Source organism: Enterovibrio qingdaonensis (assembly GCF_028683135.1).
GTDB classification, from domain to species: Bacteria; Pseudomonadota; Gammaproteobacteria; order Enterobacterales; family Vibrionaceae; genus Enterovibrio; species Enterovibrio qingdaonensis.
Map to the genome: position 1 here is coordinate 51168 of NZ_JAJUBB010000001.1, position 12796 is coordinate 63963.

A 12796-nucleotide genomic window follows, 5' to 3' on the forward strand; every position below is an offset into this window, starting at 1 on the left:
TGTGCTGTATTCTATTTTCATGTTTTAAAAACGCAAGGCCTTACTAAAGATTTCGGAAAAAGGCGGCTTTTCAGGTTGCTGTAAGCGCGAGCGTTATATAGAGTGCGCGTTGTTTTTTATCTGTAGTAGCGTAACAGGCCAGTTCAATGCAACCTCTCAAAACAGCCATGCATCCAGACGTTTTCCCACTAGACGGCAAATCGACGTTTCATCGTCGTGCTGCGCGCGCGATCGTGCTGCGTGGCGAAGACATATTGCTCCTTTATACCGAGCGTTATCATGATTATTCCCTACCGGGTGGCGGCGTCGATGACGGAGAGACTGAGGTCGATGGTATGATCCGCGAACTACAAGAAGAGACTGGTGCGCAAAATATTCGCAATGTAATCCCTTTTGGTTCTTACGAAGAATATCGACCATGGTATAAGCCTGATTTCGACGTGATGCACATGATTTCACACTGCTTCTATTGTGAAATTGATGAAGAGTTAGGTGATGTCGCCTTTGAAGAATATGAAGTAAAAAATGGCATGCGACCTGTTTGGATAAACATCCATGAAGCCATCGCCCACAATAAGCACACGTTGGAAACGAGCGATAAGCAGGGTCTTTCATTAGAGCGTGAGATTTTCTTGCTAGAGAAAATTGCAGTGACAATCGTTAGCTAAACGGTATCGGCAGATATTCCTTGCCAGACTGCATGTCCGGCAAGGATAGGAGAGAAACTTAATAGCGGTAGAATACAGTCACGTTGCCGAAGGTGTGGTGGTTGCGCTTTGACTCTTCAAACTGCTGAGATTCCATCGTTACGGCAAGTGTGGCACCCCAACTTTGAGTGTACCAAGCTAAACCAGTCGAAAGTGCTCCCTGCGTATTTTCAAGCGTCGTGGTAGCGTTTGCAGCGGGTTTGTCACCGTCAAGAGTGATGTCGTTGAAGCGATAGCGTGCTTCCAGCGTCGCAAACAAGAACATACCTTGAGAGCTGTGGCTAAGCATACTCACATCAACAATGTTGCCAGGAATGACAGTGGTTGACCCCAGAGTGCTGCCCAAATCTAAACCATAGCGATATGTACCACCCACAGCCGCTTCACTTTGGTAGTTACCCGCTTGGCCGCGACCGTAGACACTAAATTCACCGAGTGACGAACGAGAGACAAGTTGGTGAGCTTCTAAGCTCAACTGGTAAACGAATTCATCCTCAATCTGATAATCCCATCCTTGCGGATCGGGTGAACCAACAATGGTATGCACAATATCTTGTGCTTCTTCTGCCATTGAATTTGGTCCTACCGTGCCTACCATCAAACCCGCTTTATAGGCGTTAAGATCATTTTGGTGATAAGTGCGTCCTTGGAGGTAGAGAAGTCCGGCGTAAGCACGTTCATTCGCTTGTGGTGTGGCGACTTCAATATCAGAAGGGGTCCACATCTGATTACCAATTTCTACACTATATCCAATAGTGCTTGGGTCAGATGACCAACGCAAAAATAAACCGCTGGTGTATTCTCTGTCTGTACCTAATATCCCATCATTGTCTACCGACAGGGAAACCGTGGCCGCGTGAATTGGAAAGCTGACCAGCGGAGCGGCGAGGATTGCCGCGGCAAGAAAACTGCGAGTAAACATAACATCCTTAGGAGAAAAAACGGGTCGTTTTTATTGCTAAACGGGTGATTTTCATCGTTAATGGAGCCAATGCTAAACCATTCATTGTGGTGTGGCGATAGTCGTCGTTAAGGAGAGTGACTTGAAACTGAAAAATAACGTGTTGGTAACGGCTGATTGGTTGAAAAGCCATCTAAATGAACCCTTTGTTAAGGTCGTGGATGCTACTTATTTTATGCCAGGTACGCCACGAGACGCGCTAAGTGAATGGAAAGGAAAGCGAATACCTAGTGCCGAATTTTTTGATTACGACACCCGTATATGTGATAAGCCTTCTTCATTGCCTCATATGTTGCCAAGTGCTGATACGTTTTCCAAAGAAGTCGGTTTGCTAGGCATTCGCAACGAAGATACGGTCATTGTTTATGACACGGCAGGCATTTTTTCGTCGCCACGTGTGTGGTGGATGTTCAAGGTTATGGGGCATGAGAATGTCTTCGTGTTAGATGGTGGATTACCAGCATGGGAACATGCTAACGGAGAGATTGATACGTCAGAACCTACACGAGTAGAGCCAACGAATTACCAAGCGACATTCGACCAAACACGTGTGATTGACAAATCTCAACTTCTTGAAGGGATTAATAACGGCACCGTTAATGTGATTGATGTTCGGCCCAATGAACGTTTTTTAGGCTTAGTCCCTGAGCCTAGAGAAGGAGTAAGAAGTGGCCATATGCCGAATGCTGTTAACCTGCCGTTTGCGCAATTACTTGAAGCGGGTAAATTCAAATCCGCAGAGACACTGAAGATGCTTATTGAAAGCGCATTAAGCGACAGCAAGCGAAATGTTGCCTCGTGTGGTTCAGGTGTTACAGCATGCATACTTGCGATAGCCGCTGAATATGCGTCAGGTGATGTTGTTACTGTTTATGATGGTTCATGGACGGAGTGGGGAAGTGATCATGAGTTGCCCATTGTCAGTGGAAAATAAACACCCTGCGTTCATATAAAAGAAAGCCTTCTAGAGAGAAGGCTTTTTTATTGCGCTGCCGTTATCGGATCGCAGGAATGAAACCCATATCGCCCGCAAGTTTTTGAGATTTTTCGCTCAAAACATAATCCAAGAAATCTTGGGTGATTTCTGAAAGCTCGCCTTTTTTATGAAGGAGTAGAAAGGGGCGTGACAACTTGTAACTGCCATCTTCCATATTCGCAAGACTATAAGAAACACCATCAACAGAAATGGATTTCACTGACGGCTCAATTGAACCCGCAGATATATAGCCAACCGCGTGTTTGTTATTAGAAACCAGCATTTTCACCATGCTATTCGCGTTAACGACAAGCAGTGATGAACTGATGTCTGAAACTTGTTCACCTTTATAAATACGGGTCAGCCCCATAAACGTTTCAAATGAATAGCGTGAGCCTGAAGCCAACTCACGAGAAACCACTGCAATTTTACGATCTTCGCCACCCACTTGATTCCAGTTGGTGATTTTACCTCGGTATATATCAGCTATTTGTGCAGAGCTCAGGGACACAATAGGATTTTCAGGATGCACGACCAAGGTTAATCCATCATACGCAATAACATGCGTTTTCAGGTCTGGCATGAGCTCCGTACTTTTTAAGTAGCGTGAACTCATACCTAACTCAGAGATGCCTTTGTTTACGGCTAAGATGCCCGCAGAGGAGCCTGTGCCTTGTACCTCGACAGTGTCTCCTGTCTCTTTCTCATAATGTTCCGACAAAACATCAATTAAATAAGTGACTGATGTAGAGCCTGACAACGTCAGACGCTCTTCAGACGTGGCGTTGGCAAAAGGGACAATAAAACTGAATGCCAGCGCAAATAAGCGAAACAACATACTTTCTCCATCTAGTTATTGAGTGCTAAAAAGCGGGCCAATTTTATGACTGCAATATGACACTAATGTGATATTGCGAAATAGCACAAGGTAATGATTAAGCACATTATTTTTGTGTTACTGCTATTAGGCGTATTTCTATTACTGGGAGAAGAGTTGAGCTGTTCAAGAAAGAAGCAGAAGCTGGCAATTGTTCGAATACGTGTCATTAAAGCCAGAGTTATTGGGCTATTCGAGAGATCTCATTGATTTTTATAGGCAGTTTTTGCAAGCAAAAGTTTGGTTATATTCTGGTCTGCAAATGTGAAAACATTGGTTTAAGGGTGGAACGGGTCAAAGTTGAGATGATATACAGCATGTAAGAAGATATTAATGGTTACAATTTATTAACAGTGTGTTATGACTAAAATCATATTGTTGATAGAGCAAAATGGAGCAGCAGTGTGACAAATAAAATTGCTATGTCGACGAATAACGTTTTACTTCCTGAGCGCATTCAGAAGCTTGTGCACGCGTTATCAAACGGTGTGTATGAGAGGGAAAATACGATTCGTCTTTGCTTGCTTGCTGCTTTGAGCGGTGAAAGTGTTTTCTTGCTAGGGCCGCCGGGTATAGCCAAAAGCTATATTGCAAAAAGACTGATCAAAGCGTTTGATGACAGTCACTTCTTTGAATACCTGATGACACGATTTTCCACGCCGGAAGAAGTGTTTGGACCATTGTCGATTCAAGAGCTGAAAGATAATGGGAAATATGTCCGCTTAACAGATGGATATCTTCCAACGGCAGATGTGGTCTTTCTAGATGAAATCTGGAAAGCGGGGCCTGCGATACTTAATACCCTTTTAACTGTTGTTAACGAGCGCGTGTTTAGAAACGGCAGCGAAGTGTTACCTGTTCCTATGCGTCTTCTCGTAACAGCATCCAATGAATTGCCTGAACCTGATAGCGGCCTTGACGCACTTTACGACCGGATGTTGGTGCGTATCTTTGTTAATCGAATCCAAGAGAAGAACAACTTTAAGCGTTTATTGGTAGGGGATGCTGCTGAGCCAACACTTGAGCTTGACCCGTCGATAACGGTGAAAGCCGAAGAATATGAACGCTGGCAGCGACAAATTGACCAAGTTGTTTTGTCGGATTCCGTTTTTGAAAAGATCTATGCATTAAAAATGCTCTTGGAAAGTGAAGCAGAGAGCGGAAATCATGCATTCCCGACTGAGGAGCTTTATGTCTCCGACCGTCGCTGGAAAAAAGCCGTCCGCTTACTTAAAGCAAGCGCATTTTTCAATGGTCGAAATGAGGTAAACCCTGTCGATCTTCTGCTGCTACAAGAGTGCTTATGGCACAGTCCCGAGTCTCGCAATGTCGTAAACAGCATCATGCGACGCTTTGCTCAAGAAGTATGCTTTAACCAGCAAGAAGCACTCGCTGTTGCCGCTGAAGGGGGGGAGGATATCAAAGTGCTCGCCGAAGACATTAACGAGACTCTCGGTCATACCATGGATACAGAAATGTCGATGCGAAAAGAAAAATTCGCGGTCGATCTTTCTCATGCGCGCAGATACAGCGTCAACATGTCGAAAAATATGATTAAGCTGGTCATGCTGGAAGCTAACCCTTCAGTTTCTGAGAAAGAAAAAGGGGACAGCCGTTGGGTATACGTTGATGCTGCAGAGTTTGAAAAGAAAATCAAAAGTGCACCTTGCGACGTTTATGGTTACGTCAATAAGAACGAAAATTTATGTGTACTAAAATTTGATGTAGACAGTGATCGTCGATTGTTGATCAAAGACATCGCAAACCGACCTGTACCTGTGGCGATTGCGGGTGTAGACGACAACGATGCCCAGGCTTTTCAAGATTGGCAGGAAAGAAACGACGTCGCTATTAAAAAGATCGACGAGTCAAAGCATTTGATTCGCTTGGCGCGCACGCAACTCAATGCCGCATTGCCACATCATTTTGCTAACTCTGAGCTTTTGGAGTTGCTGGCAACAAGTATCACTGATGCTGAAGAAACGCTTCAACGACAAACAACCAAATTTGAAAAGAGCGCCTATCGCGTTCGTATGTTAACCGAATACGTTGAATAAGGAGATGTTATGGTGAGTCCAGAATCACTGCATCTCGGCATGATGTTAGCTGAAACCGGCATGTTGGAGCATGCGGTGACAGAAGTTATGGCAAAGCCCCAACTATTGGTGCTTACAGAGACCAGCCCGGGTGCCAAGACCGCAGTGAGACGCCATATTCGAAAGTGGCGTCACTCCGTAAAGCGTCGATTAAGTAACGACTGTATTACCGCGGATCTCAAACAGGAATTGCAGCTTTATCAAGAGGCAGTTCAAATGTCCCAGCAATCCTTTTTAGACAACGCCAAAGGCATGATCAAGCAGCTTGAGGGGAAGTCTGTTTTCTATCTTGAAGCGCGGCGTCTGTTGGAAAAAAACATAGCGCAAGAAACGCCAATGTTTCAGGCGTACTTCTGCAACAAATGGTATGAGCACCTCGCTAGCTCTATAAAAGACGCTCAACAGAAAGAGCTTGAAGCGCATAAAGAGAGATTGCTAAAAGAGCTTTATCAGCGAATTGAAACGTACAAAACGTTGGAAAACGTGCAAGAAGAAGGCACGGTTGAAAAGGTCGGTAGACTGTGGGATTTAGCCGCAGCCAAAGTAACACAAACTGACGTCGAGTTGCTTAAGCAATTTGTCGCCTTTCTCAAGGACAACCAAGACCTTCAGGATATCGCTCAAAAACTCGGAAGAATGGCGAGTGATGTTGACGATCCTTCCTTGCAGCGTTCTCCCTCAGAGGAATTGAAGCTGGTGGAAGAGCCTGCTGATAATGTCGCTGACGACATTGTTGGAATTCATCAAAGTGACCACCTTGATAAACTTGTGCCGAATGAAGCCATTTATCTCGCTGAGCCATCACTGGAAATCTTGTTCTATAAGCATTTTGCGGACAAAAGGTTGCTGACCTATCGCATGCAAGGTATGCAACGTTCACTTCGAAAAGTAAAAGCGTTTAAACCTGAAAGTAAGCAAATCGATGTTGAGAAAGGACCATTTCTCATTTGTGTTGATGCTTCAGGTTCGATGAGTGGATACCCAGAGCAATGTGCTAAGGCGATGGCATATGCGCTAATGCAGATTGCGGTTCGTGAAGAACGCGAATGTACGGTGATGATTTTTTCAACCGATCATATTAGTTACGAACTCACGGGTGAAGAAGGGCTGAAAGAAGCGTTGAACTTCCTCTCCTATTCATTTCACGGTGGGACAGATCTGGCTCCTGTGTTGACTCACTCAATAGATTTGATGGGAACGGACAAATACAGAAATGCAGATTTGGTGGTAATTTCTGACTTTATGGCTCCAGAGCAGGATAAAGAAGTACAAGAGAAAGTGGATAATCTTAAAGCGCAACATAATCGCTTTCATGCACTCAATCTTTCAAAGTATGGAAACCCTGCGTTGATGCAAATGTTTGATCATGTATGGGATTATCATCCTTCACTAATGGGAAGGCTACTAAAACGCTTCTAACAAACAGCCCCGCATTAGCGGGGCTGTTTTATTGCGCGATACAGCGTACTTATTGACGTTCTGAAAATGCGAGTTTTAATCCCAACAACGCAAAACTCCCTGCGAATGCGCGTTGCAATAACGTCGTGATGCGAGATGAGTTGAGCACATACTCTCTTACTGTCGCAGAAAGTAACCCGTAGCCAACAAATACCACAAATGTCATGGCCATAAATATGCAGCCCAGTGCCAGCATCATTGGTGTTGGGTTAGTCAGAGTGCTAGGGATAAATTGAGGCAGGAAGGCCATAAAGAACAAGGTCAATTTAGGGTTCAACACATTGATCAGACAACCTCGAACAGCTATTCCCATCATACTGTGGCTACTTTGTTCTTCTTTAACAGACAGTCCGCCGCTGTTTTTCCACATCGACCATGCCATGAACAGCAAGTAGGCGACGCCCAAATATTTCACAACTTGAAAGGCGACAGCACTGGTGTGGATTAGAATAGCAAGTCCGGTGATACTGGCGATCATTGAAGGCACGATGCCGACTGTACAGCCTATTGATGCCCAAATACTGGCTCGCGAACCGACAAATAATCCTGTTGAAATCGTGTACAACACGCCTGTGCCTGGGATAAGGACAACCACAAGTGATGTGATTAGAAATTCGAGTGAAACCATTTAACTTCCTCCCTTTTTCCTAGCTCGATGTTGTGTGGATATGCTTATAGGCTAACAAAAGACAAAGAGCGACCCAAGCCGCTCTTTGTTATGTATTGAAGACAAAATCAACTTAACAACAAACTGTCGTCTGCCAATTCTTCACCACGAACCTTGCTGAACATTTCTAAGAGGTGAGGAACGTCCATGTTTGCGCGTTCTTCACCTTTCACATCCAATACAATCTGACCTTGGTGAAGCATGACGGTACGATCGCCACAGGCCAGTGCATCTTTCATAGAGTGTGTGACCATTAATGCGGTCAGTCCGAACTCGGTAATCACTTTCTTGGTCAGATCGATAACGAAGGCTGCCATGCGCGGGTCAAGTGCGGCGGTATGTTCATCGAGTAACAGGAGTTTACTGTCAGAAAGTGTCGCCATTACGAGGCTTACCGCTTGTCGTTGACCACCAGAAAGCAGGCCGATGCTGTCGCCAAGGCGATCTTCCAGCCCCAATCCCAATATGGAAATACGCTCTCTGAAAACCGCTCGACGTTTGTTTGACGTTGCCAAACTCCAGCCACGAATGCCACCGCGTTTAAACGCAAGGGCGAGATTTTCTTCAATGGAGAGTGTTGCACAAGTACCAGCCAACGGGTCTTGGAATACTCGTGCTGCGAGTTTTGCACGCTGGTGGACCGGTTGACGTGTCACGTCAATGTCATCAATGACAACTTTGCCACCTATCATAGGTGTTTCACCACTGATAGCACCTAGCAAGGTGGATTTACCCGCGCCATTCGAGCCAATAACCGTTAAAAATTGGTTCTTAGGCACGGTAAGCGAGACTTTACGCAATGCGCGGTTTTCAAGCACAGTGCCGGGGTTGAAAGTGACTTCAATGTCTTTTAATTCAATCATTTTGTTGCCCCCGCTTCTTTGATTTTCTTCTTCTTCTGATATTGCTCTCTCGCTTTAGGTGCGACCAATGCAAGCGCAACGAGTAGGGCAGTAACCAAGTTGAGATCAGAAGCTTTCAAGCCAAACATGCCGGAGCTAAGAGCAAACGCGACGGCTAAGCGATAGAGCACTGAACCAAGAATAACGGCGACAACAGCGACCCAAACTTTTCGGCCGGGGATCAGCGTTTGTCCTAATATGACGGCCGCAAGGCCAACAACAATCGTACCGACACCTGAGGTGACATCGGCAAAGCTGTTTGTTTGGGCAAATAAGGCACCGGAAAAACCGACAAAGCCATTTGAAAGAGCCAAACCAAAGTAGGTGTAAAACGCGGTGCTCGCCCCTTGAGCGCGAACCATTCTTGCGTTAACTCCGGTAGCGCGGAGACCTAAACCAAAGTCACTATTTAGCAATCGAACGACAAACCATGCACTGATCAACACCAAGATGAAAACAACAAGGGGACGCGCATAAACCGGGTCGATACCCATATTTTCAAACGGTGTGAGAATGGTCTCTTCACCGAGAAGTGCAATGTTTGGGCGACCCATGATGCGAATGTTGATCGAAAATGCCGCGATCATTGTCAATATACTGGAAAGCAGGTTCAGTATTCCGCACTTCACGGTTAGAAATGCAGTGATAAGCCCAGAAGCGGCACCCGCAAATATCGCAGCAATCGTAGAGATCCAAGGATCAACGCCAGAGACGATTAGCGTTGCTGCGACAGCAGCCCCCATAGGGAAGCTGCCATCAACAGTAAGATCCGGGAAATCCAGAACTCGGAAGGTTAGATATACACCTAGAGCTACTAGGCCATAAACCAGACCTACTTCCAGCGTGCCAAAAAAGGCAATTGAGGTCATGTACTACTACTCCTAGTGAATTACTTTTCTACCGTGGTTGCGCGGTCTAGCAACGCCTGAGGCACCGTGATGCCAAGCTTTTGAGCTGCTTTGAGGTTGATGGCAAGATCAGAACCAACAGCCACTTTCGCTGGGAGATTCGCGACTTCTTCGCCTTTGAGTAACGCTGCAACATAATCTGCGGTTTGAACACCGATTTGGTAGTAGTCAAAACCAAGAGCGGCAACAGCACCATTAGGAATGTATGACGTTGCGCCACCAATAACAGGTTTGCCAGCTTGGTTAGACGCGCCTACGAGTGCATCGATAGCACTGGCAACCGTATTGTCGGTCGGTGCGTAAATCGCATCCGCTTGGGAAGCAACGATTTGCGCAGCAGATTGTACATCCGCACTTTTCAACGCAGTGCCTTCAATAACTTTCAGGCCTTGAGCATCAGCGGCTTCGCGCAGCAACTCAACCAGTGCGACAGCATTTGCTTCACCTGGGTTATAGACAACGCCGATTGATGTCATGTTTGGCAGTAGCTCTTTAGCAAGGGCAACGTGCTGTGCAACGGGTGACAAATCCGACAAGCCAGTCACATTTGCGTTCGGCTTTTCCATGTCTTTAATTAGCTTCGCACCAACAGGATCGGTGACAGCGGTAAACACAACAGGAATTGATTTAGTCGCGGCGACCAATGCTTGCGCTGAAGGAGTGGCTATACCTACAAGTACGTCAGGTCTTTCGCCGACATACTGACGTGCAATTTGTACAGCAATGGCAGGATTACCTTGTGCAGTCTGGTAGGAAAAATCAAGATTTTCACCTTCAACGTACCCTAGCTTTTTCAAACCATCGAGAAGACCTTGACGTGTAGCATCCAGAGCTGGATGTTCAACAATTTGTGATACTGCTACTTTTGCAGTGTCTGCGCTGGCGGTAAAAGGCACAGTAAAAAGAGTGGCAGCACAGCATGCGGACATGATTAGTTTGGAAATTTTCATCGCTTTCTCCCTGATGAGTGACGTTGGGTAAAGAGCACCCGGCTAAATCGTCACGTGTTAATCCATTGTTATATCCAAAAATTGACGTTAAATCAGGTAGTAAAGTTGCAAAACAAGACTAACTGTATTGCCTGATTACGTTCCTATTGAACATTTATGCTGTTAACTCAATGAATAAACAACACTTTTATGATGTTTTTGATATTCAAGCTTCAGCATAATAGCGGAGGGTTACACCTCAAATGAAACAATATGCAAACCTACATATAACATTTACTGTTATAAGGTAGTGAATAATCTGTCACAAGAGCTTTACAGAAGAAAAATCATCTTTTTGTAAAAAAGTTTGATCTGGGGTGGGTAACGCACTAACAAATTACACTGTAAATCCAAGGTGGCGATAGCAAGTTGAGGAACGAGATTACGTGCTACTAACACTTTTACGCATTGAAATGAAAGATCCTTCTCTCATTTAGTCGGATTGATGACAAAAAATTCTCAGTAAATGTTGATGTTTGCGGGGTGAGCCAGAAAGCGAGAAGTTAGGCCTGTAATATTCTCATTCACCATCTATCATATGTGCCCAATTACTTCTCTCATCGATTTTCTTTACGCAAATTTCTTTACACAAAGGAACTCGCGTAATTCATCCATATAACAACAACTGTATAGAGAGAAGGCTTTGGGGAAAGTGCCAGCACCTCTAATGGCCGAAATACTGCTGAGCGATTTTTCCCATCGCAAAGGACACAATTCGCTTGGAGGCGCAAGAAATGAAGCTACTAATGGCGCTAATGCTGCTGTTGCCGGGAACGGCATTTGCTGCAAGCGCAGGGACCCCGCTCGACCTCACTAACTCCGCAGTAGGTTACATTGCTCTGGTTATCTTTGTTGGCGCATACGCGCTGGTTATGATGGAAGAGCAAATCCACTTACGTAAATCCAAACCCGTACTCTTGGCCGCAGGCTTGATCTGGCTATTACTGGGTTTTGTCTATTCCAATGCGGGAAAGATAGAAATTGCCCAAACCGCGATTGAGCATAACCTGCTCGAATACGCAGAATTGATGCTATTTTTGCTGGTGGCAATGACCTATATCTCGGCCATGGAAGAGAGGCGGTTATTTGATGGGTTGAAGGCTTGGATCGTCGGTAAGGGATACGATCTTCGTCAATTGTTTTGGATCACAGGTTGGCTCTCCTTTTTCATATCACCTATTGCTGACAACCTGACCACTGCATTATTAATGTGTACAGTTGTAATGAAAATTGGGGGTAATAACCCACGATTTATCAACATAGCCTGCGTAAACATCGTTGTAGCAGCTAATGCGGGTGGTGCATTTAGCCCCTTTGGTGATATTACAACACTGATGGTTTGGCAGGCGGGTATTGTTGAATTTACGCAGTTTGGTGCCTTGTTTGTACCGTCAGTGGTTAACTATATTCTTCCTGCATTTATCATGTCGTTGTTCGTACCGAAAGAACAGCCAGATGTGGTGCAGGAGTTTGTTGAACTGAAACGGGGTGCGAGGCGCATCGTTGTGCTTTTCCTGTTTACCATCGTAACCGCCGTCGGCTTCCATGGCTTGGTTCACTTCCCGCCAGTTATCGGGATGATGATGGGTTTGGCATACCTTCAATTTTTCGGTTTTTACCTGCGCAAAACGCTGCCAAACTCGTTGGCGCGTAAAAGAGCGTTGGCACAGGCAAAGAATGATGAAGCCGCTTTACGTCGCTTAGGTTCTGTTATTCCGTTTGATGTATTTCGCAGAGTCTCACACGCAGAGTGGGATACGCTCTTATTCTTCTACGGCGTTGTCATGTGTGTGGGCGGCTTGAGCCTCATTGGCTACCTTTCAAGTGTGTCAAATGTGATGTACCTGCAATGGGATCCAATATGGGCCAATACATTGGTGGGTATCTTGTCAGCATTGGTCGACAATATTCCGGTTATGTTCGCTGTCTTGACGATGCAGCCCGAAATGTCATTGGGTAACTGGTTACTGGTTACACTGACCGCAGGGGTAGGCGGCAGCTTGCTATCGTTGGGTTCAGCGGCAGGTGTGGCTTTGATGGGGCAGGCGAGAGGTATGTACACCTTCTTCGGTCACTTGAAATGGGCTCCTGTCATATTTATCGGCTATGTTGCATCGATTCTATGCCACCTGTGGTTGAATAGCGGGGCTTTCTAACCTGATGTAGAAAAGAAGAGCGGCTTAGGCCGCTCTTTTTTGTTGAGCATTTGTCCGCAGTTTAGCAAAATAGCGGTAAGTATTTTTTGGGTAACACAT

11 protein-coding genes are annotated in these 12796 nt (G+C 45.5%); 5 read left to right on the forward strand and 6 right to left on the reverse strand.

Annotated elements, in window-relative coordinates; all coding sequences use genetic code 11:
* The first annotated feature begins 146 nt into the window (after positions 1-146).
* The gene (locus LRP49_RS00255; protein ID WP_274139396.1) at positions 147-668 is read left to right on the forward strand and encodes an NUDIX hydrolase; all 522 of its coding nucleotides are present in this window, start codon (positions 147-149) and stop codon (positions 666-668) included.
* Positions 669-726: 58 nt separating this feature from the next.
* Here the strand turns inward: LRP49_RS00255 and LRP49_RS00260 are convergent, their stop codons facing one another.
* Positions 727-1629 carry a lipid A deacylase LpxR family protein gene (locus tag LRP49_RS00260; RefSeq protein WP_274139397.1) on the reverse strand — a complete coding sequence of 301 codons (903 nt, stop codon included), beginning with the start codon at positions 1627-1629 and terminating at the stop codon, positions 727-729.
* A gap of 121 nt (positions 1630-1750) precedes the next feature.
* On the opposite strand from LRP49_RS00260, the gene LRP49_RS00265 reads away from it, so the two are divergent.
* Positions 1751-2602, forward strand: a complete 852-nt coding sequence (locus LRP49_RS00265) for a sulfurtransferase (protein ID WP_274139399.1) — start codon at positions 1751-1753, stop codon at positions 2600-2602.
* A 61-nt stretch (positions 2603-2663) separates the two neighbouring features.
* Here the strand turns inward: LRP49_RS00265 and LRP49_RS00270 are convergent, their stop codons facing one another.
* Positions 2664-3482, reverse strand: coding sequence for a phosphate ABC transporter substrate-binding protein (locus LRP49_RS00270; protein ID WP_274139401.1), 819 nt, complete (start codon positions 3480-3482; stop codon positions 2664-2666).
* A 461-nt stretch (positions 3483-3943) separates the two neighbouring features.
* Between LRP49_RS00270 and LRP49_RS00275 the strand changes: the two genes are divergently transcribed.
* The gene (locus LRP49_RS00275) at positions 3944-5578 is read left to right on the forward strand and encodes an AAA family ATPase (protein WP_274140074.1); all 1635 of its coding nucleotides are present in this window, start codon (positions 3944-3946) and stop codon (positions 5576-5578) included.
* 9 nt (positions 5579-5587) lie between these two features.
* The gene (gene viaA, locus LRP49_RS00280; RefSeq protein ID WP_274139403.1) at positions 5588-7036 is read left to right on the forward strand and encodes an ATPase RavA stimulator ViaA; all 1449 of its coding nucleotides are present in this window, start codon (positions 5588-5590) and stop codon (positions 7034-7036) included.
* 49 nt (positions 7037-7085) lie between these two features.
* Here viaA and LRP49_RS00285 read toward each other — a convergent pair whose 3' ends face one another.
* From LRP49_RS00285 to LRP49_RS00300, 4 genes are all read right to left on the reverse strand, one after another.
* Complete coding sequence (locus tag LRP49_RS00285; protein ID WP_274139405.1) at positions 7086-7703, reverse strand: LysE family translocator; 618 nt, start codon at positions 7701-7703, stop codon at positions 7086-7088.
* Between the two features lie 107 nt (positions 7704-7810).
* Positions 7811-8605 (reverse strand): ABC transporter ATP-binding protein, encoded by a 795-nt coding sequence (locus tag LRP49_RS00290; RefSeq protein WP_274139406.1) that lies wholly within the window; start codon positions 8603-8605, stop codon positions 7811-7813.
* Positions 8602-9513, reverse strand: coding sequence for an ABC transporter permease (locus LRP49_RS00295; protein ID WP_274139408.1), 912 nt, complete (start codon positions 9511-9513; stop codon positions 8602-8604). The genes LRP49_RS00290 and LRP49_RS00295 overlap by 4 nt, the downstream gene beginning before the upstream one ends.
* Before the next feature lie 20 nt (positions 9514-9533).
* Positions 9534-10502: an ABC transporter substrate binding protein gene (locus LRP49_RS00300; RefSeq protein WP_420791509.1), complete on the reverse strand. Its 969-nt coding sequence runs from the start codon at positions 10500-10502 to the stop codon at positions 9534-9536.
* 773 nt (positions 10503-11275) lie between these two features.
* Here LRP49_RS00300 and nhaD point away from each other — a divergent pair.
* Positions 11276-12697, forward strand: a complete 1422-nt coding sequence (gene nhaD / locus LRP49_RS00305; RefSeq protein ID WP_274139410.1) for a sodium:proton antiporter NhaD — start codon at positions 11276-11278, stop codon at positions 12695-12697.
* The last annotated feature ends 99 nt before the right edge of the window (positions 12698-12796 follow it).

Excerpts from the sequence above, each read along its gene's own strand:
- LRP49_RS00255 (WP_274139396.1), top strand. The coding sequence starts at position 147 with ATGCAACCTCTCAAAACAGCCATGCATCCAGACGTTTTCCCACTAGAC.
- LRP49_RS00260 (WP_274139397.1), bottom strand. The coding sequence starts at position 1,629 with ATGTTTACTCGCAGTTTTCTTGCCGCGGCAATCCTCGCCGCTCCGCTG.
- LRP49_RS00270 (WP_274139401.1), bottom strand. The coding sequence starts at position 3,482 with ATGTTGTTTCGCTTATTTGCGCTGGCATTCAGTTTTATTGTCCCTTTT.
- LRP49_RS00275 (WP_274140074.1), top strand. The coding sequence starts at position 3,944 with ATGTCGACGAATAACGTTTTACTTCCTGAGCGCATTCAGAAGCTTGTG.
- viaA (WP_274139403.1), top strand. The coding sequence starts at position 5,588 with ATGGTGAGTCCAGAATCACTGCATCTCGGCATGATGTTAGCTGAAACC.
- LRP49_RS00285 (WP_274139405.1), bottom strand. The coding sequence starts at position 7,703 with ATGGTTTCACTCGAATTTCTAATCACATCACTTGTGGTTGTCCTTATC.
- LRP49_RS00290 (WP_274139406.1), bottom strand. The coding sequence starts at position 8,605 with ATGATTGAATTAAAAGACATTGAAGTCACTTTCAACCCCGGCACTGTG.
- LRP49_RS00295 (WP_274139408.1), bottom strand. The coding sequence starts at position 9,513 with ATGACCTCAATTGCCTTTTTTGGCACGCTGGAAGTAGGTCTGGTTTAT.
- LRP49_RS00300 (WP_420791509.1), bottom strand. The coding sequence starts at position 10,502 with ATGAAAATTTCCAAACTAATCATGTCCGCATGCTGTGCTGCCACTCTT.
- nhaD (WP_274139410.1), top strand. The coding sequence starts at position 11,276 with ATGAAGCTACTAATGGCGCTAATGCTGCTGTTGCCGGGAACGGCATTT.